This is a genomic window from Paenibacillus sp. FSL H8-0034 (genome assembly GCF_038000305.1).
Taxonomy (GTDB): Bacteria; Bacillota; Bacilli; order Paenibacillales; family NBRC-103111; genus Paenibacillus_S.
The window spans coordinates 113,984-139,849 of sequence record NZ_JBBOBS010000001.1 but is presented as its reverse complement, the minus strand read 5'-3'; the positions used below and the strand labels follow the sequence as shown (position 1 = coordinate 139,849).

Sequence of the window (25,866 nt, the reverse complement as noted above, 5' to 3'; positions counted from 1 at the left end):
GTGCGTAACGATGGGACTCATATCCCGGCCGAATCAGAAACGAATGGCAATCAAATATACCGCTGGTTTTTATATTTAAAGGGACACTGGTATACGTGGTGGAATAAAAAAAGATTTAGAGAGGTCGGGTCACACTTCTATGCACCTGGACCGATTCATGTCGTCAATGGAAAGCAAATTAAGTTAGGCGATCATGTTTTTTTGGGACAAGGTTGCCAACTCTATGCTTATCCAAAGGGCAATATTCGAATTGGAGATTATAGTTCTATTGATCGATTTGTCGAAATACGAGGCGGTCGCATGATCGATATTCAAGACCATGTGAGAATCGTTAAGGGTGCCACTTTAAAAGCCCCGGAGAACGCCGATTTAGTCATCGGGAGTCGAAGTGTCATTTCCCAAGGCTGTATCCTGGATGGAGGCATTAAGGTGGGACAGGATGTAACCTTCGGACCTAATGTTTTCGTGAATGATGAGGATCATGGCTTTTTAGATACTAGCATCCCCATTAATCAGCAAGAGGGAATTGTTGGTACAACGGTTATTGAAGATGATGTGTGGATTGCCAATGGTGTAACGATACTTAAGAACGTTACTATTGGTAAAGGCTCTGTTATTGGAGCTGGTGCCGTCGTTAACCGATCCGTGCCTGCGTACTCCATAAATGTGGGAGTTCCCTCTAAGTCTATTAAATCCAGAACGAATTAAATGGAGGACTAAGTGAATTGTTCCATGCAGCGGTGATAGGTCTTGGAAATATTGGTTTAATGTATGACCTTGATTCTAATCGTGTTAAGCCCTCAACTCATGTAATAGCTTATGCGATGAATGCAAATATTGGTTACGTATCAGCATTCGATACAAGAATTGAGCAAAAGACGCTTTTGAATCAAATGGTACCCGAAGCAGTGTTTTCTCAAAGTATGAAAGCTTTGTTTGAGCAGTCCCCTGTTGATGTGGTTAGTATATGTACGCCTCCCCAATATCATTTGGATAACATTAAAGAGGTTTTGAAGTATGGGAATCCCAAAGTTATTTTTTGTGAGAAGCCTATCATTGCTGACTTCAATGAATTCAAAGAATTAGAGTCGCTATTGTACGATCGGAAAATCGTGCTGGTACCTAATTTATCACGACGATGGAGTCGGGGAACGGATATTATACGCCACAACATTCAACAGAAAACTTATGGTCAACTGCTAAAGGTACATGCAAGGTATACGAGGGGTATCCACAATACAGGATCCCACCTTTTTGATTTACTGAAGCTATTCGCAGGGAATATGGAATGGGTCAAAGTTATCCACCAGGTTAATACCTCCGCCGATTTGGATCACGATCCGACTTACAGCTTCATATTTAACACGGACCAGAATGTCCAAGGTCATGTGGAAGGGTTTAATGATCAGCACTATTACATGTTTGAGATTGACCTTTATTTTGAATGTGGGAAAATAGAATTCCGAATGAGTGGTGACTCGATCACGGTTTTCGGAACAGATCAGCATCCATTGTTTACCGGATTCTCGCATTTGTATGAAATCGAGAGATTTGATCACTTACTGTCAGAATCTAATATGGCCAATGCGGTGAAGCACCTAATAGAAATTATGAAGCTTGAGAGAAAACCCATGTGTACATTAAAGGACGGTATATATCCGATAAATGTAGCGCAATCCATCATACAATCAGCGGATTCGGCTAATCAAGAAGTATCTGTAAATAGTCTGCAATGAGAACGGGAGACTTAATATGATAACCTATTGTGTAAGATGTGTGATGCCCGATACAAAGCCAGATCTTCTAATAGATGAAGAAGGGGTATGTAATGCTTGCCGAAGCTACGAGGATAGGAAGCAAGTCGATTGGGAAGATCGCAGTGTACAGCTAGGCCAGATTTTAGAGCGTTATCGTTCAAAGGATGGCAGCAACTGGGATTGCATAATTCCTGTTAGCGGTGGAAAAGACAGCACTTATCAAGTCATCCGCATGCTCCAACTGGGAATGAACCCACTGTGCGTGACATCTACAACCTGCGATTTATCCGATATTGGCAGAAAAAATATTGAGAATATTAAAAGATTGGGGGTCGATTATGTCGAGTTCTCGCCAAACCCTATTCTTCGTAGTAAATTAAATAGAATCGGCCTACAGCAAGTGGGTGATATATCTTGGCCTGAGCATGTCGGGATATTTACCATTCCCGTTAGAGCTGCAGTTCAATATAATGTCCCTTTGATTGTCTGGGGAGAAAATTCTCAGGATGAATACGGTGGGCCGGCAGCGGCCAGTGAAAACAATGTATTAAACCGAAGATGGCTTGAGGAATTCGGTGGATTGCTGGGGCTGAGGACCTCCGATTTGGTTGGCCTGGAAGGTGTTGAAGAAAAACATTTGATTGCTTACACCTATCCTTCCGATTCAGAGCTGCAACGAGTTGGAGTAACTGGTATCTTTCTGGGCTATTATATTCCTTGGGATGGCTATTCGAATGCTTTGCTGGCCCAAGCACATGGGTTCACTTCATATCCAACAACTGTTGAAGGCTCTATTGTAAATTATGAAAATTTAGATAATCACCATACGGGAATTCATGATTATTTCAAGTTCTTAAAATTTGGTTTTGGTCGTGCTTCGGATATTGCAAGTTTACATGTTCGTAGAGGGAGAATGACTAGAAAAGACGCCATTGATATAGTAAGAATGCATGATGGGAATTTCCCTTGGACTTATCTTGGCAAGCCATTAGAACAAATCCTTGAACCTTTAAATATGAGTGTGGATGAATTTATTAAAATTTGTGACCGATTTACCAATAAAAAATTGTTTCTCAGGGATCAACAAGGGAATTTGATCAAGGATCGCCACGGTAATTTGACTAAAGTAAGGTATGATAACGAATGAATGTTGTCATCATAGATTACGGAATGGGCAATTTGATTTCAGTAAAGCGTGCTTTGGAAGAATGCGGAGCAGATGTAACAATCAGCAGCGATCTATCGGTTGTGGAGGCAGCAGGACGCCTTGTTTTGCCCGGAGTGGGTGCATTTCCAGATGGGATGGCTGAGCTACGATCAAGAGGTTTGGATCAAGCGATTCTAGCTGCTTTGCAGAATGCGTCTTGCGAAATATTGGGAATTTGTCTTGGCATGCAGCTGCTGGCTACTGTTGGTTTTGAAGGTAGCCAAACTGAAGGATTGAACTTGATTCCCGGCAAGGTCGAGCGGCTACAACCTCTGGATGAGAATGATAGAATTCCACACGTTGGGTGGAATGAGTTGTCATTTGTTCAACATGACCCGATCTTTAATGACCTTCCAGATGGTTCGGATTTTTACTTTGTTCATAGCTACCATTTTATCCCTGAGAACGATAGTGATATTATTGCGACTACGCCTTACTGTGGGAATTTTGTATCTATGGTAAGAAAAAATAATATTTATGGTGTCCAGTTTCATCCTGAGAAGAGTCAACAAAGTGGATTTAAGATCATCCGAAATTTTCTTGGCTTATAAGGAGAGAACCACTTGCTTAAAGTTCGAGTTATACCGACATTATTGTGGAAGAACGTAGGTCTTGTTAAAGGTGTGGCTTTCAATAGCTGGAGAAGAGTGGGTACCGTACTTCCTGCTATTACTGTGTATAACACTAGAGAAGTAGATGAATTAATATTAGTCGATATTACTGCTACCCAAGAGCAAAGAGAGCCTGACTATGATTCCATTACGGACTTCTCGTCAAACTGTTTTGTTCCTCTAACAGTGGGTGGAGGGATAACCGATATCAAGCATGTAAAAGGGCTTCTTCGATCAGGAGCCGATAAAGTAAGTATTAACACAGCAGCTTATTTGAACCCTGGGCTGATAACCGAAATTTCCCAAGCCTTTGGTTCGCAATGTGTGGTTGGAAGTATTGATGTGAAAAAACATGCTGATGGTTCTTATGAATGTTATAGCCATAACGGCACCGTACCTACCGGACTTGGTATCGTTGAATGGGCTCAAAGGTTAGAGAGTTTGGGAGTAGGGGAAATTTTGCTCACCTCCATCGATAAAGATGGTACTATGGAGGGATATGACATAGAGCTCATTCAATTAATAACAAAAAATGTAAAGGTTCCAGTAATTGCTTCGGGAGGAGCAGGCAGCTACGATGACTTTGTAGAGGCAGTTCAAGATGGTAAGGCAGCAGCCGTTGCAGCTGCAAGTATATTTCACTTTACCGAGCAGACTCCACGGGCTTCCAAAACTTATATGGCCAAACACGGAATACCTGTCAGGAATTCAAATGTAAGGAAGTGCTGAAGATGAGTCGATTAGCTCTACTAGGCGGTCAGCCCGTCAGGAAAGAAGCTCTCCCATGGGTGAATACTATGGGGCCAGAAGAGACCGCAGCAGTTGTTGAGGTCATGAATTCTGGTTGTATATCAGCCTATTACGGTCGTGCCGGAGACAGATTTCTGGGAGGTCCTAAGGTTCTTGAGATAGAACGCGATTTTTCGCAGAAGTTCGGTTCCCGATTTGCAATATCCGTTAACTCTGCGACGACTGCACTTCATACTGCTGTTGCTGCTTGTGGGATCGGCCCTGGCGATGAAGTATTGGTAACCCCGTATTCGATGGTTGCCTCGGCTACCGTAATTGTTATGAACAATGCAGTACCTGTATTTGTAGACATCGATCCTGAGACGTATAATTTGGACCCGTGCCAAATTGAGAAATGGATAACTTCGAGAACCCGCGCGATTATTGTAGCCAATATTTTTGGTTTGCCAGCGGCACTGAATGAGATTATGGTTATTGCCAGGAAGCACGGACTTTATGTCATTGAAGACAATGCACAGTCTCCGGGGGCGTCCATCAATGGCAAGCAAGCTGGAACGATTGGCGATATTGGAATCATCAGCCTGAATTACCACAAGGTTATTCACAGTGGCGAAGGCGGTATTCTTCTAACAGATAATCCAGACTTGGCACACAAATGCCAGCTTATCCGCAACCATGGAGAAGCTGTAGTCGATGACTTAAATGACCACGAAACCGTGGTACTAGGCTCCAACTATCGGATGACGGAGCTGCATGCCGCAATCGGTATCGAACAGCTTAAGAAGCTCGATCCTTTCCTGCTGCAAAGGCGGGCTTTGGCTGAGAGACTTACAGCTGGATTAAAACAGATTGACGGATTAAAAGGTGTGACGATTCCAGAAGGCTACGAGCACTCGTATTATGTGTATCCTATTCAATATAGTAAGGAAGCATGGGGCATTTCTCGGGATACTTTTGTACAAGCGTTAAAAGCAGAGGGTTTTCCAATGGGTACTGGATATGTGAAACCGATCTATTGGCTGCCTATGTACCAGCACAAAAGGGTATACAATCAAACCCAAATTCCTTTCTCGTTAATCGACAATCCGATTCAGCAGTATGTTAAGGGAATTTGTCCGGTTACAGAACTGATGTACGAGGAAAAAATGATCGTTGCCGATGTATGTAGGCTTCCATATACTGAAACCGATATCGACGACGTGTTGGAAGCTATCGAGAAAATAAGGTCAGAAAGAGGCCGCCTCCATGAATACGAAACTCATGGTGTTTCTAGCGCATGACCCTGGTAGTTATGATGTAACAAATCCTGTTTATACAAAATTGTTTGATAGGAATCATACTGCTAAATATTACTGTGTGGGGCCTGCAGCTTCCTTAAATCCACAGTATGCAGCTTCTGAACACGATTTTTTAGCAGAACTACATGCATATTTGCGAGCAGGGACCATAAGTGTCTTGGTGACGGGTAGGAGCTGGGGAACCGATCTGGAGCCCCGGGCAATCCGCTTATGTCAGGACTTCCATATTCCAACGGTGGCCATATTGGATTACTGGAGTAATTACACCATGAGGACAGCAGATCCTTCTTGTACTTCAATTTGTCCAGATCACTATGTAGTAATGGACGAGCTCGCCAAGAATGAAGCGGTGTTGGCGGGTGTGCCACAGTCGGTGATTCGTGTTCTTGGCCATCCAGGCTTGGACCGTTACGTAGGCTATCGGTCTCTACAGAGCAAGCCGATCAGCGATGTGCCCAAGCTATTATTTTTATCTCAACCCTTATCTCAACTATATGGAGATTCATGGGGGTATACCGAACAATCCGTGCTACAGGATTTGCTTCGTGCATGTGAGCAGGTTCCTATTCAACTGGATGTAAAGTTTCATCCTAAAGACAACTCATCCTTTAAAGAGCAATATGGATCGATATCGGTTACAGGTGACCTGATTGAACTAATGCCTCAGTATGATTTGGTTATTGGTATGAATTCCATGGCTCTTCTACATGCAGTTATCATGGGAGTCCGTGCAGTAAGCTATCAGCCGCAGCTACAAATTCCAGACGTATGCATAACTACCAAGCTGGGTTTAACACCGTTGATTAGTACCTATTCGCAGTTGATAGCTTATTTGCAAACATTACCGTTATTATTGGATAACAAGGAAACTGACATACAAATCCATAATAAAGCTTATCTGTGGTTCGATGGACAATCAGCGGAAAGAGTTGCTTTATTTATAGAGGACGTGAATCGTAATGGGCAAAGTTAATGTCATTGTTGCAGCTAGAATGACTTCATCTCGATTGCCGGGCAAAATTTTAATGGAGCTTGGAGGAAGACCTGCGCTGGTTTGTCTGATCGAACGCCTCAAGCAGTCCAAGTATATTCATAATATAGTTATCGCTACAACAACGAATATACAAGATGATAAGGTAGTAGCGACTGCAGTGGAGCAAGAGGTTGAATACTTCAGGGGAAGCGAAGAGGATGTTCTGCTTAGAACGGTTCAGGCGGCGCAAGCAACAGATACGGACTTCATCGTGCAGGTTACTAGTGATTGTCCTTTAATTGACGCGGAAACAATAGACACAGCGATTGCTAGAATGCTAGAAAATCCTTATTTGGATTATGTTGGTAATCATCTTGTTAGGACTTATCCGCTTGGTTTCAGTGTAGAAGTTTTTAGAACAACCACATTAGCGGAAATAGCTACGATTACGAATGACCCTGCTGACCGCGAGCATGTTTCGCTTTATATGTACGAGCACCCTGAGGTTTACCGGTTATCTAATGTGGAAGCGCCATATTTTTTAAGACATCCTGAGTATAGATTAACTTTGGATACACGAGATGATTATGAACTGATCAAGCAGGTGTTTGAACAGCTGTATCCGGCAAATCCGAATTTTACACTTTATGATATTATTCGATATCTAGATAATAATCGCCAATTAACCAAAGTAAACCAACATATTACACAAAAAAAAGTCAGGTAATCAGAGAGAGGGGGATACATGATGAAAGGCTTTTTTACAGATAAAAAAGTATTGCTAATTGGAGGTACGGGAACGATTGGTTCGAGCTTGCTTCGAACGATTTTGTTGGACAATCCAGCAGTAGTACGTATATTCAGCAGAGACGAACACAAGCAATTTGAACTCCAACAGCGTATGTCCGGCTATCAAAATATTAGATATTTAATTGGTGACATTCGAGACCCGATTCGTGTGGAGAGGGCGATGCAAGGTATCGACTATGTGTTTCATACCGCAGCTATGAAGCACGTGCCTTCATGTGAATATAATCCGTTCGAAGCGGTACAAACCAACATTATTGGAACTCAGAACGTCATTCAAGCATCGCTTAACGCGGGTGTGAAGAAGGTTGTGTTCACAAGTACAGATAAGGCAATAGCCCCTACCAATACTTATGGTGCATCCAAACTGATGGCTGAAAGATTGATTGCTTCTGCCCAATTTCAAACTGGACCCAAGTCGACGGTTTTCTGTGGGGTTCGCTTTGGCAACGTGATGGGTTCGCGTGGGTCGGTTATTCCGCTATTCCAGTGGCAAATTATGAATAAACGTGAAATTACGGTTACGGACATGGCGATGAGCCGTTTCATGATGACCCTTAGGCAAGCTACGGATTTAACTATTCAGTCACTTCAGCAGGCGCAGGGCGGTGAAATATTCGTGCTCAAAATGCCGATAATTCGTCTTCGTGAATTAGCAGATGTTATCATTGCACACTCCAGTCGCAAATTGCAGATAGACCCGGAGTCGATTGCTATTAAAGAGATCGGTTTACGGCCCGGAGAGAAAATGTATGAAGAGCTGATGACAGATGATGAGTCTGCCAATGCAATTGAATTGAGGGATATGTTCGTGATTCCTAACACTTTCCTTGATTTCGTGCCTCAGTATGAAGATGCTAGGCCAGCTGAAAGGCATACTTATTCTTCGCACTCTACTAAGCCAATCTCCAAACAGGATCTTGAGACATTGCTTACTAGTCATCAGTTATTGGATTCTTATGAATAGGGGATTAACTATGAACATAGTAATCATTATTCAAGCCCGCATGGGCTCTACAAGGTTGCCAGGTAAAGTAATGCTTCCTCTGCAGGAGCAGTCGGTATTATCTCATGTGATCCAAAGAGCGAGCGCGGTTATTAATGCAACCGCTGTTTACGTGGCCACGTCTGACCTCGTTGCCGACAATATCATTGCTGCTGAAGCATTGAAGTATGATGCTTTGACTAGTCGTGGTAGCGAGAGCGATGTTCTGTCTCGTTACTATGAGGCTGCCGTTCAAGCACAGGCAGATCATATCGTACGTATTACATCGGATTGTCCCTTGATGGATCCGCGAGTGGTTGAAGACATTATCGCAGCGCACTTATTAAGTGGGGCAGACTACACTTCGAATACACATAAGCGTACATATCCACGTGGGCTTGATGTTGAGGTATTTACGATGCGGGCGTTGAAGGAATCCAATGAGCTTGCAGATTCAATACTCCAACGAGAGCATGTGACTCCTTATATATATCAGCACCCCGAACAATATCATATAGAACATGTATGCCATGAACAGGATTTCTCGGTTCATCGCTGGACGTTGGATACGGAAGAAGATTGGCGAGTCATTCGTGCTATATACGACGGGCTACATCCACTGAAACCACTTTTTGGTTGGCTGGATGCATTGCACTATGTCAACGCTCATCCCGAAATATCGACATGGAATGAGCATGTAGAACAAAAGAAGTAAGGTAAATTACGGGAATTGATGAAATATGAAAGAAATAAATAAAGCAGGTGACAGCTAGTGGAACAGCGGGCTCAGGTACTAAAAGGGAAGATGATATGGTTTCGTGCAGATGCTTCTATACAGACGGGCAGCGGCCATGTAATGCGTTGTTTGACTTTAGCCAAACAATGTCGGGCACATGGAGCCGATGTCCATTTTTTTTGTAGGCAGACAGTGGGAAATCTGTTTTCTTTTATTGTTAAGGAAGGATTTCAACTTCATTCCCTCCCCCCATTAGCCGATAATAGGATTGAGACTCCACACGAAATGTTGGAGTATCTGGCAAATCACACATCACCCGATTGGCTAATTGTGGACCATTATGGCATCGACTATACATGGGAGGCTCCTATACGGAAACAGATAGGCAACTTGTTCATTATTGATGATTTAGCCAATAGAAAGCACGATTGCACTGGGCTGCTGGATCAAAATCTGCAACCGAATATGGAGTCTCGCTATATAGATTTGATTCCTAATGGCAGCAAGCTGTTTCTTGGACCCAGTTACGCACTGCTCAGAGAAGAGTTTTACAAAGAACGTGTTCAGCTTCGTAATCGAACAGGTCCAATACGCCGCATCTTGATTTCGTTTGGTGGAAGTGATCCAACCGGAGAGTCGAGAAAGGCTTTATGTGCTTTAAGGGAATGGTCCAATCCTGATTTCCAAGTGGATTTGATCGCGGGTGCCCTTAATCCGGATACGGAATGGCTAATATCACAAGCGCAGGCAACTGCTCATATTAAAGTACATCGATTCACTGACCGGATGTCATCGTTTATGGCTCAATCGGACTTGGCTATCGGTGCCGGAGGCTCCTCAACATGGGAGCGATTGTACTTAGGGCTGCCTTGTGCAGTCATTGTGGTAGCCGACAACCAGTTAACAATGACCGAAGAGGCTGCCAAACATCAGCTCTGCTGGTCGTTAGGAAATAGCGTAAATGTTACAGCAGATGGAATTCGTTCCTGGGTGAAGACCCAACTTGATGATCCTAGGGAATCACTGGTAATGAGTAGGAGCGCTCTGGTACATATGCCCTTAGTTAAGGAAAGTGATGTTTCGCCGATAATCGAATTCCTGAAAGGGGGCAAGATCCCATGACAGTTGGAGCAAGTTCCTGTGTTCGCCCTATTGAGATGGAGGATCTCCCAATTGTATTGGAGTGGAGAAATGCTGAGCGAATTCGTCAATGGATGTATACTGATCATATCATTACTTGGGAAGAGCATCTTCAATGGTTTACAAGGCTACAAACCGCGAGTGACAGGAAGACTCTAGTATATACAAGCGAAGGCAGGTCCGTTGGGATAGTTAATTTTACCCAAATTGTGCCAGAGCATCGCCGTTGTACATGGGGATTTTATCTGGGACCTGAAGGGCTGCCACCAGGGACAGGATACATAATGGGAAGCTTGGCATTGCAGTATGCATTTGCGCAGTATCCGATTGACAAAATAAACGCAGAAGTGTTTGATAGTAATGAAGTGAGTATTCGATTTCATCTTAAACTGGGATTTGCTCAAGAAGGATTGTTTCATAGTCATATCTTCAAGGGTGAACAATGGCATGATATACGTTGTTTCGCACTATTTCGGGATCAATTCGAGGAGAGGAATCTTAAATGAAATCATTTAAAGTAGGCAACACTCATATTGGTCTGCAGCACAAACCTTTTATAATAGCTGAAATGTCAGGCAACCACAACCAGTCTCTAGAACGAGCCTTGTTGATTGTCGAGGCAGCGGCCAAGTCTGGTGCTCATGCCTTGAAACTGCAGACATATACGGCGGATACGATGACACTTGATGTCGAGGGCAACGAATTTTCGATTACAGATCCTATTTCTTTATGGACAGGGACGTCACTTCACAAGCTTTATCAGGAGGCTTATACACCGTGGGAATGGCATAAGCCTATTTTTGATAGGTGCACCGAGCTTGGAATGATCGGGTTCAGTACACCGTTCGACGAGACCGCTATTGATTTCCTGGAGCAGTTGGATGTGCCTTTATATAAAATTGCTTCCTTTGAGAACACGGATATTCCGCTCATTCGTAAGGTCGCAGCTACTGGCAAACCGATGATCATTTCTACCGGGATGGCAACTGTTGCGGAATTGGATGAAACAGTACGGGCTGCACGTGAAGCAGGGTGTAAGGACCTCGTGCTCTTGAAATGTACAAGCACCTACCCAGCAACTCCGGAGTATTCCAATCTGGCGACGATTCCTCATTTACGTCAGCTATTTCATTGTGAAGTCGGTTTATCTGATCATACAATGGGTGTAGGTGCTTCCGTCGCAGCTGTTGCTCTTGGAGCTACTGTAATTGAGAAGCATTTCACTTTAAGACGAGCAGACGGAGGTGTGGATTCAACCTTCTCACTGGAGCCAGAGGAGTTGAATTCGCTTGTTATCGAATCGGAGCGAGCTTGGCAAGCCCTAGGTGCGATCAGCTATGGACCTTCCGAACGCGAGAAGCCTTCGCTGCAATTTCGGCGTTCGTTGTATATAGCCAAGGATATACGAGCTGGTGAACTACTCACACCGGACAATCTTCGTGCTATACGTCCAGGATTTGGGCTGCCTCCTAAACATTTGACGGAGCTTCTAGGAAAACCAGTTAAGGTTGATGTCAAAAAAGGTACACCACTTTCATGGGATTTACTATTGTAATTTAAAGGGGATATTGGCCATGAACATTTTACTCACTGGCGGTGCTGGATTTATTGGCAGATGGGTTGCCAAGCGCCTGCTCGAAGAAGGGCATAGCCTGACGATTCTGGACGACTTGTCCAACGGGCGTAAGGAAAACCTGGACGAATTCAGCAATCACTCAGGACTTAAACAATTTATCGTGGGGGATATCAAAAACGAGACTCTATTAGCTGAGCTTTTTGACGAAACAGCATTCGATATTTGCTACCATCTTGGTGCTTCCATCAACGTTCAGGATTCTATCGATGACCCGCGAACCACCTTCAATAACGATACAATTGGTACATTTTCTGTGATGGAACAATGCCGCAAGCATAATACAAAAGTTGTTTTTATGAGTACATGTATGGTCTATGACCGTTGTGTGGAAGAAACTGGCATAACGGAGCTGCATCCTATCAAACCTGCCTCTCCTTATGCTGGGGCCAAAATTGCCGCGGAGAATATGGTGCTCTCCTATTATTACGCGTACGGACTGCCGACGGTTGTCATTCGTCCGTTTAATACATATGGTCCGTTTCAGAAAACAGGTGGTGAAGGCGGAGTTGTTGCCATTTTTATCAAAAACAAGCTTGCAGGCTTAGACGTGAATATATATGGAGAAGGTACTCAAACCCGCGATTTATTATATGTAGAGGATTGCGCGCGATTCGTTGTTCAAGCCGGTTTCACGGATCAAGTGGACGGACATATTGTTAATGCTGGATTAGGTCGAGATATTTCGGTGAATGATTTAGCAATGCTGATAGTTGGAGATAAGTCGCGTATTAAACACGTTGAGCATATCCATCCGCAAAGCGAGATTCAGAAACTGTTGTGTAACTCCAGCAAAGCTAAGCAATTATTAGGCTGGGAGCCGCAAGTATCGTTGGAAGAGGGAATTGCTTTGACCGAGAATTGGATTCGGACGAGCTATTTAATGTAAAAAGAAGTCTAGGTATATATGTTGCCTGGTGAACGGCTATTAAATTCACTGTGCTTATCAGGAACATTACGATGAACGGAGGCAGGTCGCATGGAAAAGCTGGCGCTGTATGGAGGTCAACCGGTGCGCAGTCAAATGCTATTTTACGGTCAGCAGTGGATTAATGAAGACGATATACAAGCCGTAGTCAGCAGTCTGACAAGTGGTTATATCACGCAGGGGCCTGAAATCCCGAAGTTTGAACGGGCGGTAGCCGATTATGTCGGTGTCAAGTATGCAGTTGCGTTCTCCAGTGGAACTGCGGCACTGCATGGGGCTTGCTATGCTGCCGGTATAGGTGCAGGTGACGAAGTGATTACAACACCGATTACTTTCGTTGCTAGCAGCAATTGCGTTTTATATCAAGGTGGCACACCTGTATTTGCCGATATTGATCCGAACACCTATAATTTGTGCCCAGAAGATACGGAACGTAAAATTACAGACCGTACCAAGGCGATTATTCCTGTTGATTTCTCTGGACAACCTGTTCAAATGGATCGTTTTCGAGAATTGGCCGATCGTCACGGTTTGGTTATTATTCAAGATGCGGCTCATTCACTTGGCGCTAATTATGAAAGGAAGAAGATTGGCACGCTTGCCGATATGACGATGTTCAGCTTTCATCCGTTGAAGCATGTAACATCTGCAGAAGGCGGAATGATCGTAACAGATAATGAGGCTTATTATCAGAAGCTGCTGCTTTTCCGAAGTCATGGCATTACGAAGGAGCCGGAGCTGCTGCAGCAGAATGAAGGCCCTTGGTACTATGAAATGCAGGATCTGGGCTATCATTATCGAATGACAGATTTACAGGCAGCGCTCGGTACATCCCAAATGGGCAGGTTGGACGCGTTTATTGCAAGAAGAAGAGAAATCGCGGCGTTGTATACGGAAGCATTTCGCGATATTCCGGGTATCACTGTACCTTATCAGCATCCAGAAGCCCATTCGAGCTGGCATTTGTATGTCCTGCGTTTCAATACGAATGCATACCCCGCGGGTAGAAAAGAGATATTCCAAGCGTATCGTGCAGAAAATATTGGGGTTCATGTTCATTATATTCCTGTATATAACCAGCCTTATTATCAACAGCTTGGTTATGCTAAAGCACAGTGTCTGAATGCCGAAAATTATTACGAGGAGGCCATTACGCTTCCCTTATTTCCAAAAATGTCGAGCCAAGACGTAGCAGATGTCATTGAAGCCACGAAAAAAATAGTTGGATTTTTTAGATAACTACCAATTTCTATCTAATATAATTTCCTTTTTAAGCCGATATACAATATAAAGTGTGTTGGAGGGATTAGCATGGAAGCAAATTTCACTACAACAGGGATGTCAAATTACGGAACAGCAGTGAGCACCCCGGCGCCAGTCAAAAGCTCAAATGATGATGTTATTGTGGATTCATCATTGACGTCTATTCAATCGATCAAGGATATGAAAACTGCCGAGTCAAGAGGAGAGCATGTCTCCATCAGCGATGAGCAATTGATCAAAACGATTGACCGTGCCATCAAAGCCGTAGAAGGAAGTGCAACATCTCTGGAATTCTCTATTCATACCAAAACCAATCGGATTATGGTGAAGGTGCTGGAGAAGGATACCGGAAAAGTTATTCGCGAAATCCCACCCGAGAAAACGATGGATATGGTAGCGAAGCTGTGGGAGATGGCTGGCATTCTTGTAGACGAAAGAAGATAACGTTAAGGTTGGTGAATGATTATGGTGATGCGGATTAGCGGATTGTCGAGCGGATTTGATACAGAGGGAACTGTTGCCAAGCTGATGCAGGCGCAAAGAGTCCCTTATGATAAGCTGGGTCAGAAGAAACAGACAGTTGAATGGCAGCGGGATGCCTATCGGGATATCAACCTGAAAATGACTGAGTTTCGTAACACGAAATTGTTTAATTTCAAAATGGAAAGCACTTTTAACGCTAAAACTGTTAATATAACAGGGAATACTGATGCGGTTTCCGCAAAGGGAACAGCGAGTGCAACCAATACGAACCTGCAAGTCCAGGTAATTGGATTGGCGGTTACGGCATCGGAGCGAAGCAAGGTGGAGATTGCGACGGCTGCATTTGATCCCACCGCACCACTCGCAAGCCAGAGCGCCAATCTTACTGAGGGTACGGTAACAGGTACTGTGACGTTCAAGATTAACGGAACACAGATTCAAGTTGATACGTCTAAGGAATCCTTGAATGATGTCCTTGCCAAAATTAATAAAGATACGAATGTTACCGCGTTTTATGACTCAGATCAGAAGAAAATTGCTTTTATGTCGGATAATAGCGGTTTAACTAATGGAGTTGGCGGTGACCAGGCCAATATCACGTTTGAGGGAGACTTGCTTAAAAAGGTGTTCCAAGTGGGCAACCAAGACTCTTCTGCACCTGATGACCGTACAGCAGGTGCTAACGCGTCAGTGAAGATTAATGGCTTAACTACTTCCAAAACTAGCAATACGTTTACCGTAAATGGAATTGAGGTGACTCTCAAAAAGGAAGGCGGAGTCGCATCAACCATCTCCACGAAATCCGACACGGACAAGATAATGGAATCCATTAAGGGATTTATTAATGATTATAACGATATCTTAAAAACCTTAAATGATAAAAGAACGGAAACCAAAAATCGGGATTACCAGCCACTAACAAAGGAACAGAAAGAAGCATTATCAGAAAAGCAAATCGAAAGCTGGGAAACCAAGGCAAAGGCCGGTGTTTTAAGGAACGACCCTATCTTGGACAGTATGACTCGGACTCTGAGATCGGATATTACGGCTGTGGTCGACTCGGGCTCCAGCAAATACAATTCATTGGCCTCCATTGGTATTGATACGGGGCAATACTTTGAAAATGGAAAGCTAAATATAAACGAGGACAAGCTACGTGCGGCTATTGAAGCTAATCCTGAGGCTGTGAAAGCTATATTTACAGGGGACGCAACCGATAATAATCCTTCAAAAGCTGGAGTAGGTGAAAGACTGTATACTCACTTAAATGATGGGCTTACTTCATTAACGAAGAAAGCGGGTCTTGGTAATATTTCATATGACGATAGTCTGCTGTCCAAACAAATTTCTGATATGGATGTTGAAATGAGTGTTAAGCTTAAGCGATTGGGCACGATAGAGGATAACTATTATAAGCAGTTCTCTGCTATGGAGACGGCACTGAATAAATTGAACTCTCAAGGTTCTAATCTGCTAAGCCAGCTTGGTAGCAAATAAGGCTTCATTAGGAGGCATCCATGATTAATAATCTGCAAGTAAATAAGTATTTGGAAAATGCCATTCAGACAGCATCACCTGCTCAATTATTAATCATGTTGTGTGATGGTGCCATGCGGTTTAGCAAGCTGGCTATACAAGCTATACAGAAACAGGATTATATTGACGCTAACATCCAAATTGGTAAGGTCCAGGATATCATTAATGAATTTGTCATCACACTCGATCCTAATTCTCCTGTAGCTGAAGGATTACTCAAGCTGTATGATTATTTTCTGTACAGATTGGTTCAAGCCAACATCAAGAAAGAAGTCGAACCGATTGAAGAAGTGATCCAATATTTTGTGGAGCTGAAGGAAACCTGGATTCAGGCAGCAAAAGCCAATAATGCACTACGTCCCAGCACGGGGAATCAGGCATGAGTAAGCTTGAGGAAATCATGAATCGGATCGAGAGTGTTACCAATCAAATGATTACGGACCTTGGATCAGCGAGCTACATAGATTTAGCCGACTTTGTGGACGAACGTGATCAATGGGTAACTGAACTTCTGGCAGTTCATGAATCTCAGGACCTTGTGCCTTACGAGTCGAGAATATTGAGAATTCTGGAGCAAGATAAGCTCTTTAGTGCCAGGATGATAGATTTCAAAGAAGAAGCACAAAAGGCAATTCAAAAGTTTCAAGCGGCAGAGAAGTATAAGCAGGTTTATGATAAGGAATATACGTTAGATAGTGTATTTTTTAATAGAAAAAAGTAAGGTACTTACCCACAAGAGCCCCGTACAAAATAATTGTACGGTTTTTTGCTATTTCTTCTAATAAAAGTCGACTGTGAAAAGGATACTTCTACTTTTAGCTAATTAACAGCTGAAATTGTGGACAATGTGGATAACTCTGTGTACAACTTTATTGAAAATAGCCATGTAAGCTTATTTCTAGTGCATTTGTGCCTGTGAATTAGTTATTAACGTAGTGTTAATACGTGAATTTTCTAAATATTTGGCTAACAAACCGTGGATAGAATTGACACCTGGAAAGGGAGGGTGATATATTCAAATTGTGGGTACAATGCGTACTGATTCAATCATAGAGGGGAATGTTTGGCATGCAGGGTAAAGTGAAATGGTTCAATGCAGAAAAGGGATATGGTTTCATCGAGCGTGAAGATGGCGGGGATGTATTCGTGCATTTCTCTGCAATCCAAACAGAAGGTTTCAAATCTTTGGATGAAGGCCAGGCGGTTGAATTTGATATTGTCGAAGGCGCTCGCGGCCAACAGGCTGCTAACGTTACCAAATTGTAGGTTTCGGTCTCTTTTGCCCAATGTGGCATAGATCATGATTGGATGTAGAGCATTCATTTATCAGTCAACATCTCGCGATTTTGCGCGGGGTGTTTTTTATTTGACCGATTTGCTTGAACTTTGTGGATTAAGGTTAAAAGTGGAAGAGGATTGTAAAGATTCTTTGAAGAATATCGGGGATTATAGTATACTGGGTTCATGAAAGGAGGAGAAGTACAATGAAATTCAACATCCGTGGACAAAACATCGAGGTAACCGAAGCGCTGAAAGACTATGTTGAGAAAAAGCTGACCAAGCTCGAAAGGTACTTTGAAACTCCCCCTGCTTCAGAAGTAAAAGTAACGTTAAATGTAATTAAAGGATTACAAACCGTAGAGGTGACCATTCCATTAACGGGTGTCGTACTGCGGGCTGAAGTGAAAAACGCCGATATGTATGCTTCCATTGATCTGGTAACGGACAAGCTGGAAAGACAAATTCGCAAGCACAAAACCAGAGTGAACCGCAAGATCCGTCAAGAGGGCGGCCTCCAGGATGCATTACGGGTGGATTCACCTGTACTGGTTGATGAAGAAGACGAGGATTACGAATTGGTGAAAACCAAGAGCTTTTTAATGAAACCTATGGATATTGATGAAGCGATTCTGCAAATGAATATGGTGGGACATAGCTTCTTCGTATTTTCCAATATGGAAACTGAACAAGTGAACGTCGTCTACAAACGGGATGACGGTAAATACGGCTTGATCGAGCCGGCTAGATAAGACAATGAACCGGGAGCTTGCCTGAATAGGGCAGGCTCCTATTAGATTGATAGAGCTTGAATAAATGAATGCCAGCATATATTGCCAAGGATGGTCAGGGGGAGCTTCTGGCGGTCCTTTTTGCGTAGGAAACGAGGTCAATTTTCAAGCTTCCTTGCGACTCGCGCTGCAAACTGCTACAATTTAAGGCAAACCGTTTTATAAAAAGGGAGATGGGCCCATGTTAGGACTCGTTAAAAAAATATTCGGCGATTCCAACGAGCGCGAAGTTAAGCGGCTGTGGAAAACTGTCGAAGTCATCAACAAGCTGGAGCCGAGTATCGAAGTATTAAGCGATGAAGAGCTGAGAAATAAAACTGTAGAGTTCAGGGAGCGTCTGGAAAAGGACGAAACTCTGGATGATTTGCTGCCGGAAGCATTTGCCGTCGTGCGTGAAGCGTCCAAGCGTGTATTGAACAAGCGTCACTATGACGTCCAGTTAATCGGGGGTATGGTGCTTCATGAGGGCCGTATCGCGGAAATGAGAACCGGAGAAGGGAAAACCCTTGTTGGGACCCTTCCGGTGTATTTGAACGCTCTATTAGGCAAAGGCGTCCACGTGGTGACGGTAAATGATTACCTTGCCCAACGGGATAGCTCGGAAATGGGTAGAATTTACGAATTCCTCGGTATGACGGTAGGTGTAAACCTGAATACGCTGGAGCATGATGAAAAACAGGCTTCGTATGCTCAGGACATTACCTATGGAACGAATAATGAGTTTGGGTTCGATTACCTGCGTGACAACATGGTGCTGTATAAAGAACAAATGGTACAGCGGCCATTATATTTTGCGGTTATTGATGAAGTGGATTCAATTCTGGTCGATGAAGCGAGAACGCCGTTGATTATTTCGGGACAAGCTGCCAAATCGACAGATATGTATTATATGGCGGATCGCTTCGTGAGTCGGTTAAAGGACGAAGATGATTATATTATTGATGTGAAAATGCGCTCTGTTACCTTAACAGAAGCGGGTGTTACCAAGGCTGAACAGACCTTTAACATCGAAAATTTATTCGATCATGCGAATGTGACGATTAATCACCACATTACGCAAGCCTTGAAGGCTCGTGTCATTATGAAACGCGATGTCGATTACGTGGTTCAGGACGAAGAAGTCGTGATCGTGGATGAATTTACAGGTCGTATGATGACTGGCCGCCGCTACAGCGAAGGCTTGCACCAAGCGATTGAGGCAAAGGAACAACTTAAAGTACAGAATGAATCGATGACACTGGCTACGATCACGTTCCAGAACTACTTCCGGATGTATCGCAAGCTGTCCGGGATGACAGGAACGGCGAAGACAGAGGAAGAAGAGTTCAAAAAGATTTACGGATTGGATGTTATTATCGTGCCTACGAACCGTCCGATGATTCGTCAGGATAACGCGGATATTGTATATAAATCAGTGAACAGCAAGTTCCGTGCCGTTGTAGAAGAAATTGTGAAGAGGCATCAGAACAATCAGCCGATGCTCGTGGGTACGGTATCCATTGAGAATTCCGAGCGCTTATCCGATATGTTGAAGCGTAAAGGAATTCAGCATAAGGTACTGAATGCCAAATTCCATGCAGAGGAAGCGGAAATCGTTGCACGTGCGGGTCAGCCGGGTTCGGTGACAATCGCCACCAATATGGCGGGACGCGGTACGGACATCATGTTGGGTGACGGCGTACCAGAAGCAGGCGGATTGCATATTATAGGTACGGAGCGCCATGAAAGCCGCCGGATTGACAACCAGCTGCGCGGTCGTGCAGGGCGTCAGGGCGACCCGGGCTCCTCACAGTTCTATCTATCGATGGAAGATGAACTAATGCGCCGTTTCGGTGCGGAGAACATCATGGGCATGATGGATAAGCTTGGTTTTGAAGAGGATCAGCCGATTGAGAGCAAGCTGATTTCCCGTGCGGTTGAATCCGCACAGAAGCGTGTCGAGGGTAACAACTTTGACGTTCGGAAGGTCGTTCTCCAGTACGATGATGTAATGAATCAACAACGGGAAATTATTTATAAGCAGCGCCGCGAGGTGTTGGAATCGGAAAATATTCGCGACATTGCGCTTGGGATGATTTTGCCGGTTGTGGAACGTATTGTCGAAGCGCATTGCCCTTCGGACCTGGTGCCGGAGGAGTGGGATTTGCAGGCTATTGTTGACTACGGCAACGGAACCTTCCTTCAGGAAGGTCAACTGACGGCTGAAGAGCTGTGGGGCAAGGAACAGGATGAAATCACGCAGTACATCAAGGATCTGGTTCAGCGTATTTATGAAGAGCGCGAGCAGATGATTGGCGAAGAATTTATGCGTGAGTTTGAAAAAGTGGTTGTGCTGCGTGCGGTGGATTCGAAGTGGATGGATCATATCGATGCGATGGACCAGCTGCGTCAAGGGATTCATTTGCGTGCCTATGGCGGTACCGATCCTTTGCGTGAGTACCAGTTTGAAGGCTTTGCAATGTTCCAGGAGATGATTCAAAGCATTCAGGAAGAGGTTGCTACCTACATCATGAAGGCGCATGTGGAAATGAATCTGGAGCGTCAGCAGGTCGTAGAAATTCAGGCGGTACCGACGGAAGGGGAGATTTCCCTAAAAAAACCGGTCGTTAATGACGCTGACAGGATTGGTCGCAATGACCTTTGTCCTTGCGGCAGCGGCAAAAAATATAAACAATGTCACGGTGCTTCGTAAGCACAGTTAAGTAACAGCTGCAATAAGCTACAAGGTGCAGGAAAAGGGATGCCGGTGGAATGAACCCGGCTCCTTTTTTTGAAATGATCACAATTATAAAGGAGACAACCCTATGTTGGAACCAGAAATAAAGCAGGATTTACGAGAAACAGCGGTGCGTTTGGCTGAGCTTAGGGGGTCTCTTTGACTTAGATCTGAAGCTGGAGCAAATCGCCAACTATGAGGAAAAAATGTCGGCTCCTGATTTTTGGGATGATAATGAGCAGGCACAGAAGCTGATTGCCGAGATGAATGCCATTAAAGGCGATACGGATCATTTCCTGCGGATGGCCGCTGAGTTTGAGGATTTGGAAATGCTGGTAGAGCTGCTTCAGGAAGAGCAGGATGACAGCATGGCAGCTGATATCGTGAAGGGAATCACATCACTCGTTAAGGAACTCGACAGCTTTCAGCTGCAGCTGCTGCTTAGCCAGCCCTATGATAGGCTAAATGCGATTCTTGAGCTCCACCCGGGAGCAGGGGGTACAGAATCGCAGGACTGGGCGGAAATGCTGCTGCGTATGTATCGGCGTTGGGCGGAGAAGCGTAACTTCAAGGTCGAAGTGCTCGATTATTTGCCTGGCGATGAAGCGGGGGTCAAAAGCGTGACACTGTTGATCAGTGGGCACAATGCCTATGGCTATCTGAAGGCTGAAAAAGGTGTTCACCGATTGGTTAGAATTTCACCATTTGATGCTTCGGGACGCCGCCATACCTCTTTTGTATCCTGTGATATTATGCCGGAAATCGATGACGATGTGGAAATTACGATTCGCACCGAGGATCTGAAAATTGATACGTATCGTGCGAGCGGCGCAGGTGGTCAGCATATTAATACAACGGATTCGGCGGTGCGGATAACGCATATGCCAACCGGAGTCGTAGTCAGCTGTCAGCAGGAACGCTCGCAGATTAAAAACCGTGAGAAAGCCATGAAAATGCTTCGCTCCAAATTATACGAAAGAAAAATCGAAGAGCAGTTGAAGCATCTGGCCGAGATTCGCGGTGAGGTGTCCGATATTGCGTGGGGCAGCCAAATCCGCTCCTATGTGTTTCATCCTTACAGCATGGTCAAGGATCATCGCACATTGGAGGAGTCCGGCAATATAGGTGCGGTCATGGATGGCGATTTGGATGCCTTTATCGATGCGTATTTGCGTCAGCAGATCAAACCGAAGGCCGCTGAACAGTAATCATCATTATTAGAGTTTGAAAAACCAGAGCATCTGGCCGCGTAAGCAAACGACCAGGTTCATAATTCATGTATGTTCAGTAAATCCTACACATAACCCATACCAAAACCTGAAAGCACGGTTGAAGGCAGTACAGCTAACGAAGAGCTGAAACTAATCCGGACACAAAGCTTGATGAACAAGGTATGGGACGTGTGTGGATTTTTTGTGCTTTCAGCTGAAATGGGCAAGGGTTCTATTGTTTCATTCAGATGAAGACAGACAGGGGGTGTGAGCGATGAGAGTGCAGCGGCGAGAGCGGAGAGTGGAGAAGCTCAGGCGCAAGAGCAGGCGTGATATTGTGGTGGAATATGGGCTGCTGTTGTTGGGGTCCATGATCATAGCAGCCGGATTTAATATGTTTCTGAGTCCGAATCAGGTTGCATCCGGAGGGACTTCGGGTATCAGTATTATTGTGCAGTCCCTTTTTGGCTTCGAGCCGGCAATAACCCAATGGGTTTTGAATATCCCTTTGGTGATGTTAGGAACGTATTTGCTGGGTCGTCAACACGGTGTTAAAACAGTAATTGGTGCTGTACTGCTGCCGCTGATTATTTTGCTAACCCGAAATTTGCCTGCTTTGACTAATAACCTGCTGCTGGCCAGCATCTATGGAGGTATTTTGCTCGGGATCGGAGTGGGTCTTGTTTTTCGTGGTAAAGGATCTACGGGTGGATTGGATTTGGCTGCACAAATATTGCATAAGTATACAGGACTGAGTCTTGGATTGGCTATGGCGCTGTTGGATGGCTGTGTCATATTGACAGCGGGAATTGTGTTGTCGCCGGAAAAGGCGCTGTATGCGCTAATCGGTCTGTTCGTGACGAGCAAAACCATTAATATTGTGCAGATTGGACTCAGCTACTCCAAGGTTGCCTTTATCATTTCAGACAAATCAGAGGAGATCCGTCAGCAGATTTTGCTGGAAATGGATCGCGGGTTGACACAGCTGCAAGCTACAGGTGGTTATACGGGCCACAATCGAATCGTGTTGATGGTGGTAGTCGGGCAAACCGAGGTCAACCGCCTGAAGGAATTAGTACAAAAGACGGACCCAACAGCTTTTGTCATATTGAGCGATACACATGAAGTACTTGGGGAAGGCTTCAAATTCAATGGTCATGTATAAATGAAAGGGATATGAGGAAAGCCGCCACAGGATGACTCCATAAACGTAACATAATCGTAAGAAGCTGAATATATACGAGCACAGTGTAACATGGTAAAATTCATAGGGGCCTAAAACATCTGAATCGCTGATGTCTATCTTCAGGGAAACAAGATTTATATATACGATCCTGCAGTTGAGGATGATTTGCAGTGGATGAGGTTTGAATAATTCATTGAATTATTATTCTTTTAAATGTATAATAATACATACTTAATGTTTGGAGGATACGGCTATGTCTATGAAATTAAGAGCTGCTATAATCGGGGCAACCGGATACGGAGGGGTTGAATTAATTCGCCTGCTGCTAACGCATCCGCATGTGGAAATAACATCGGTTATTTCTTCATCCAATGCCGGTGCGCCACTTGCCGACGGATACCCGCATTTGAACCAGATTGTACTTGATAAATTGGATGCTATTGATGTGGAGCTTATTAAGCAAAAATCCGATGTTGTCTTTCTGGCGGCACCTCATGGAGTTGCAAGTGGATTGGCACCGCAGCTGATCGACGTTGGACTGAAAGTTATTGATGTGTCAGGAGATTTCAGACTGCAGTCAGGAGAAACCTACGAGCGCTGGTATAAGCACAAGCCGGCTGATCCTGCTTATTTGGCAAAAGCGATCTACGGACTGGCCGAGGTATTCGGTGAAGAGGTAAAAGGATCTACATTTATTTCCAATCCAGGCTGCTATCCTACCGCTACCTTGCTCGGATTAGTGCCGATCGTGAAGCAGGGCTGGGCAGACACGTCTTCTATTATAGTTGATGCCAAATCCGGTGTATCCGGAGCAGGTCGAGGCTTGGGTTTGACAGCGCATTTTTCGGAAATGAATGAAAATTTCCTGGCTTATAAAGTGAATAAGCATCAGCATACTCCGGAAATTGAGCAGGTGCTCGGTCGTGTTGCCGGGGAAGAGGTTGTCATTACCTTTACCACACATTTGGTGCCGATGACACGCGGGATTTTATCGACCATTTATGTTAATCTGAAACAGAAGCATACGGAAGATGAAATTATCGATCTTTATCGTCAGTATTACGAAGGACGTCGGTTTGTACGTATTCGCGAGAAGGGCAAGTGGCCTGCGACCAAGGAAGTATGGGGCTCGAATTATTGTGATATCGGACTGTCGCTGGATGAGCGGACGGGTCGGTTGACGATCATTTCAGTCATTGACAATATTGTAAAAGGGGCCGGCGGTCAAGCGGTTCAAAACTTGAATTTGATGATGGGCTGGGACGAGGCGACCGGTTTGGCGTTCACTCCTGTATACCCGTAACTTGTAAAATTAAGGAGTAGATGAACAGGTGAGCAAGCAAACAAAGGAACTATATTCGGTCGTGCCCGAGGGTTCAATTACGACGCCTCAAGGATTTCGTGCTGGTGGTCTGCATTGCGGTTTGAAAAAAACGAGCCGCTTCGATCTTGGTGTTATCGTCTGCGAGGTTCCCGCACAGGCTGCAGGTGTATATACACTGAATGCGTTTCAAGCGGCACCGCTGCATGTAACCCGTGAGAGCGTAGCTGTTGAAGGCAAGCTGCAGGTGATGCTGGTTAATAGCGGCAACGCGAATGCTTGCACAGGCAAGCAGGGAGATACGGATGCACGCGGCATGCGTTCAGCTGCGGCTGAAGCATTTGGTGTTGTCGAGCATTTGGTAGGCGTCACATCAACAGGCGTTATTGGTGAGCTGCTTCCTATGCCGAAGGTGCTTAGCGGTATCGAAAAGCTGCCTGCACAAGTGAAAGCAGATGGTGGAGAAGACTTTTGCCAGGCGATTCTGACGACGGACCTCGTGCAAAAGATGACCTGCGTACAACTGACCGTTGGCGATAAGACGATACATATCGCAGGATCTGCCAAAGGATCGGGTATGATTCATCCGAATATGGCAACGATGCTTGGATTTATGACGACAGACGCCAATATTGAAAGCGCACAGCTGCAAAAGCTGTTGAACGCCGTAACGGATTCCACTTTCAATATGATAACGGTAGACGGTGACACGAGCACGAACGACATGGTTGTCGTGATGGCGAGTGGTCTGGCTGGTAACGATACGTTAACACCGGAACATCCAGATTGGGCTGCATTCGAAGCAGGCTTTAAATATGTAGGCGAGTATTTGGCCAAAGCGATTGCTCGTGATGGAGAAGGCGCAACCAAGCTGATCGAGGTCACAGTGGCCGGAGCTGCCACACAGGAAGCTGCACGTGCGATCGCCAAAACCGTCATCGGCTCCAGCCTGGTGAAATCAGCCTGCTTTGGCGCTGACGCCAACTGGGGACGTATTATTGCCGCTGTCGGCCGCGCCGGTCAACCGGTTCAAACGGAAACCGTTGATATCAGCCTGGGCGATATTGTCGTACTGGAGCAATCCCGTCCCGTTAAATTTGATGAAGAGCGCGCCGCTGAATATTTAAAAGGCGATCTGGTTGTCATCCATGTCAACCTGCACATGGGCAATGAAACTGCCACCGCTTGGGGCTGCGACCTTACTTATGATTATGTAAGAATTAACGCCGCTTACCGGACGTAAGGAACCAAACAAT

General features: G+C 44.7%; 26 protein-coding genes. All 26 read left to right on the top strand.

Annotated features, from left to right (window positions below; all coding sequences use genetic code 11):
* The 26 genes from NST47_RS00595 to argJ all read left to right on the top strand — a co-directional run bounded on the left by NST47_RS00595 (position 1) and on the right by argJ (position 25,853).
* A complete protein-coding gene (locus NST47_RS00595; protein ID WP_341153507.1) occupies positions 1-708 on the top strand; it encodes an acyltransferase in 708 nt (235 codons plus the stop codon).
* Positions 709-740: 32 nt separating this feature from the next.
* Positions 741-1,736 (top strand): Gfo/Idh/MocA family protein, encoded by a 996-nt coding sequence (locus NST47_RS00590; protein WP_341159574.1) that lies wholly within the window; start codon positions 741-743, stop codon positions 1,734-1,736.
* A gap of 16 nt (positions 1,737-1,752) precedes the next feature.
* On the top strand, positions 1,753-2,904 hold the full coding sequence (locus NST47_RS00585) for an N-acetyl sugar amidotransferase (RefSeq protein ID WP_341153506.1): 1,152 nt from the start codon (positions 1,753-1,755) through the stop codon (positions 2,902-2,904).
* A complete protein-coding gene (gene hisH, locus NST47_RS00580; RefSeq protein ID WP_341153505.1) occupies positions 2,901-3,515 on the top strand; it encodes an imidazole glycerol phosphate synthase subunit HisH in 615 nt (204 codons plus the stop codon). The genes NST47_RS00585 and hisH overlap by 4 nt, the downstream gene beginning before the upstream one ends.
* A gap of 12 nt (positions 3,516-3,527) precedes the next feature.
* Positions 3,528-4,304 carry a glycosyl amidation-associated protein WbuZ gene (gene wbuZ / locus NST47_RS00575; RefSeq protein WP_341153504.1) on the top strand — a complete coding sequence of 259 codons (777 nt, stop codon included), beginning with the start codon at positions 3,528-3,530 and terminating at the stop codon, positions 4,302-4,304.
* 2 nt (positions 4,305-4,306) lie between these two features.
* Positions 4,307-5,605, top strand: a complete 1,299-nt coding sequence (locus NST47_RS00570; RefSeq protein ID WP_341153503.1) for a DegT/DnrJ/EryC1/StrS family aminotransferase — start codon at positions 4,307-4,309, stop codon at positions 5,603-5,605.
* Between the two features lie 175 nt (positions 5,606-5,780).
* The gene (locus NST47_RS00565) at positions 5,781-6,596 is read left to right on the top strand and encodes a hypothetical protein (RefSeq protein ID WP_341153502.1); all 816 of its coding nucleotides are present in this window, start codon (positions 5,781-5,783) and stop codon (positions 6,594-6,596) included.
* The gene (locus NST47_RS00560) at positions 6,583-7,323 is read left to right on the top strand and encodes a glycosyltransferase family protein (protein ID WP_341153501.1); all 741 of its coding nucleotides are present in this window, start codon (positions 6,583-6,585) and stop codon (positions 7,321-7,323) included. The genes NST47_RS00565 and NST47_RS00560 overlap by 14 nt, the downstream gene beginning before the upstream one ends.
* Positions 7,324-7,344: 21 nt before the next feature.
* Complete coding sequence (locus NST47_RS00555) at positions 7,345-8,370, top strand: UDP-N-acetylglucosamine 4,6-dehydratase family protein (protein ID WP_341159573.1); 1,026 nt, start codon at positions 7,345-7,347, stop codon at positions 8,368-8,370.
* 10 nt (positions 8,371-8,380) lie between these two features.
* On the top strand, positions 8,381-9,103 hold the full coding sequence (locus tag NST47_RS00550; RefSeq protein ID WP_341153500.1) for a glycosyltransferase family protein: 723 nt from the start codon (positions 8,381-8,383) through the stop codon (positions 9,101-9,103).
* 57 nt (positions 9,104-9,160) lie between these two features.
* Entirely contained in the window at positions 9,161-10,246 is a 1,086-nt protein-coding gene (pseG, locus tag NST47_RS00545; protein ID WP_341153499.1) for a UDP-2,4-diacetamido-2,4,6-trideoxy-beta-L-altropyranose hydrolase, read from the top strand.
* The gene (pseH, locus tag NST47_RS00540; RefSeq protein ID WP_341153498.1) at positions 10,243-10,770 is read left to right on the top strand and encodes a UDP-4-amino-4,6-dideoxy-N-acetyl-beta-L-altrosamine N-acetyltransferase; all 528 of its coding nucleotides are present in this window, start codon (positions 10,243-10,245) and stop codon (positions 10,768-10,770) included. Before pseG ends, pseH begins: the two co-directional genes overlap by 4 nt.
* On the top strand, positions 10,767-11,819 hold the full coding sequence (pseI, locus tag NST47_RS00535) for a pseudaminic acid synthase (protein WP_341153497.1): 1,053 nt from the start codon (positions 10,767-10,769) through the stop codon (positions 11,817-11,819). The genes pseH and pseI overlap by 4 nt, the downstream gene beginning before the upstream one ends.
* A 19-nt stretch (positions 11,820-11,838) precedes the next feature.
* A complete protein-coding gene (locus tag NST47_RS00530; protein ID WP_341153496.1) occupies positions 11,839-12,786 on the top strand; it encodes a dTDP-glucose 4,6-dehydratase in 948 nt (315 codons plus the stop codon).
* Positions 12,787-12,876: 90 nt separating this feature from the next.
* Positions 12,877-14,064: a UDP-4-amino-4,6-dideoxy-N-acetyl-beta-L-altrosamine transaminase gene (gene pseC, locus NST47_RS00525; RefSeq protein WP_341153495.1), complete on the top strand. Its 1,188-nt coding sequence runs from the start codon at positions 12,877-12,879 to the stop codon at positions 14,062-14,064.
* Positions 14,065-14,136: 72 nt separating this feature from the next.
* On the top strand, positions 14,137-14,532 hold the full coding sequence (locus tag NST47_RS00520) for a flagellar protein FlaG (RefSeq protein ID WP_341153494.1): 396 nt from the start codon (positions 14,137-14,139) through the stop codon (positions 14,530-14,532).
* 15 nt (positions 14,533-14,547) lie between these two features.
* Positions 14,548-16,068 carry a flagellar filament capping protein FliD gene (gene fliD / locus NST47_RS00515; protein WP_341153493.1) on the top strand — a complete coding sequence of 507 codons (1,521 nt, stop codon included), beginning with the start codon at positions 14,548-14,550 and terminating at the stop codon, positions 16,066-16,068.
* A 20-nt stretch (positions 16,069-16,088) separates the two neighbouring features.
* On the top strand, positions 16,089-16,490 hold the full coding sequence (gene fliS / locus NST47_RS00510) for a flagellar export chaperone FliS (protein ID WP_341153492.1): 402 nt from the start codon (positions 16,089-16,091) through the stop codon (positions 16,488-16,490).
* Entirely contained in the window at positions 16,487-16,828 is a 342-nt protein-coding gene (locus NST47_RS00505; protein ID WP_341153491.1) for a hypothetical protein, read from the top strand. Before fliS ends, NST47_RS00505 begins: the two co-directional genes overlap by 4 nt.
* A 347-nt stretch (positions 16,829-17,175) precedes the next feature.
* Positions 17,176-17,373 (top strand): cold shock domain-containing protein, encoded by a 198-nt coding sequence (locus NST47_RS00500; protein WP_076233479.1) that lies wholly within the window; start codon positions 17,176-17,178, stop codon positions 17,371-17,373.
* Positions 17,374-17,591: 218 nt separating this feature from the next.
* On the top strand, positions 17,592-18,137 hold the full coding sequence (gene hpf / locus NST47_RS00495; protein WP_076233478.1) for a ribosome hibernation-promoting factor, HPF/YfiA family: 546 nt from the start codon (positions 17,592-17,594) through the stop codon (positions 18,135-18,137).
* A gap of 220 nt (positions 18,138-18,357) precedes the next feature.
* Positions 18,358-20,868, top strand: coding sequence for a preprotein translocase subunit SecA (gene secA / locus NST47_RS00490; protein ID WP_341153490.1), 2,511 nt, complete (start codon positions 18,358-18,360; stop codon positions 20,866-20,868).
* 112 nt (positions 20,869-20,980) lie between these two features.
* A protein-coding gene (gene prfB, locus NST47_RS00485; RefSeq protein ID WP_144026519.1) for a peptide chain release factor 2 occupies positions 20,981-22,100 on the top strand; the annotation gives its coding sequence in 2 pieces (ribosomal slippage) (positions 20,981-21,052 and positions 21,054-22,100; 1,119 coding nt in all).
* A 277-nt stretch (positions 22,101-22,377) separates the two neighbouring features.
* Positions 22,378-23,268 carry a YitT family protein gene (locus tag NST47_RS00480; RefSeq protein ID WP_341153489.1) on the top strand — a complete coding sequence of 297 codons (891 nt, stop codon included), beginning with the start codon at positions 22,378-22,380 and terminating at the stop codon, positions 23,266-23,268.
* A 274-nt stretch (positions 23,269-23,542) separates the two neighbouring features.
* Entirely contained in the window at positions 23,543-24,592 is a 1,050-nt protein-coding gene (gene argC / locus NST47_RS00475) for an N-acetyl-gamma-glutamyl-phosphate reductase (protein WP_262684279.1), read from the top strand.
* 28 nt (positions 24,593-24,620) lie between these two features.
* On the top strand, positions 24,621-25,853 hold the full coding sequence (gene argJ, locus NST47_RS00470) for a bifunctional glutamate N-acetyltransferase/amino-acid acetyltransferase ArgJ (RefSeq protein ID WP_341153488.1): 1,233 nt from the start codon (positions 24,621-24,623) through the stop codon (positions 25,851-25,853).
* Positions 25,854-25,866 lie beyond the last annotated feature (13 nt).

Bases quoted from the DNA above. Each gene is read 5' to 3' on its own strand.
- pseC (WP_341153495.1), top strand. From the start codon at position 12,877: ATGGAAAAGCTGGCGCTGTATGGAGGTCAACCGGTGCGCAGTCAAATG.
- NST47_RS00500 (WP_076233479.1), top strand. From the start codon at position 17,176: ATGCAGGGTAAAGTGAAATGGTTCAATGCAGAAAAGGGATATGGTTTC.
- NST47_RS00550 (WP_341153500.1), top strand. From the start codon at position 8,381: ATGAACATAGTAATCATTATTCAAGCCCGCATGGGCTCTACAAGGTTG.
- NST47_RS00480 (WP_341153489.1), top strand. From the start codon at position 22,378: ATGAGAGTGCAGCGGCGAGAGCGGAGAGTGGAGAAGCTCAGGCGCAAG.
- NST47_RS00570 (WP_341153503.1), top strand. From the start codon at position 4,307: ATGAGTCGATTAGCTCTACTAGGCGGTCAGCCCGTCAGGAAAGAAGCT.
- NST47_RS00530 (WP_341153496.1), top strand. From the start codon at position 11,839: ATGAACATTTTACTCACTGGCGGTGCTGGATTTATTGGCAGATGGGTT.
- pseH (WP_341153498.1), top strand. From the start codon at position 10,243: ATGACAGTTGGAGCAAGTTCCTGTGTTCGCCCTATTGAGATGGAGGAT.
- hpf (WP_076233478.1), top strand. From the start codon at position 17,592: ATGAAATTCAACATCCGTGGACAAAACATCGAGGTAACCGAAGCGCTG.
- NST47_RS00560 (WP_341153501.1), top strand. From the start codon at position 6,583: ATGGGCAAAGTTAATGTCATTGTTGCAGCTAGAATGACTTCATCTCGA.
- NST47_RS00520 (WP_341153494.1), top strand. From the start codon at position 14,137: ATGGAAGCAAATTTCACTACAACAGGGATGTCAAATTACGGAACAGCA.
- hisH (WP_341153505.1), top strand. From the start codon at position 2,901: ATGAATGTTGTCATCATAGATTACGGAATGGGCAATTTGATTTCAGTA.
- argC (WP_262684279.1), top strand. From the start codon at position 23,543: ATGTCTATGAAATTAAGAGCTGCTATAATCGGGGCAACCGGATACGGA.
- NST47_RS00505 (WP_341153491.1), top strand. From the start codon at position 16,487: ATGAGTAAGCTTGAGGAAATCATGAATCGGATCGAGAGTGTTACCAAT.
- fliD (WP_341153493.1), top strand. From the start codon at position 14,548: ATGATTATGGTGATGCGGATTAGCGGATTGTCGAGCGGATTTGATACA.
- NST47_RS00585 (WP_341153506.1), top strand. From the start codon at position 1,753: ATGATAACCTATTGTGTAAGATGTGTGATGCCCGATACAAAGCCAGAT.
- NST47_RS00555 (WP_341159573.1), top strand. From the start codon at position 7,345: ATGAAAGGCTTTTTTACAGATAAAAAAGTATTGCTAATTGGAGGTACG.
- fliS (WP_341153492.1), top strand. From the start codon at position 16,089: ATGATTAATAATCTGCAAGTAAATAAGTATTTGGAAAATGCCATTCAG.
- pseI (WP_341153497.1), top strand. From the start codon at position 10,767: ATGAAATCATTTAAAGTAGGCAACACTCATATTGGTCTGCAGCACAAA.
- secA (WP_341153490.1), top strand. From the start codon at position 18,358: ATGTTAGGACTCGTTAAAAAAATATTCGGCGATTCCAACGAGCGCGAA.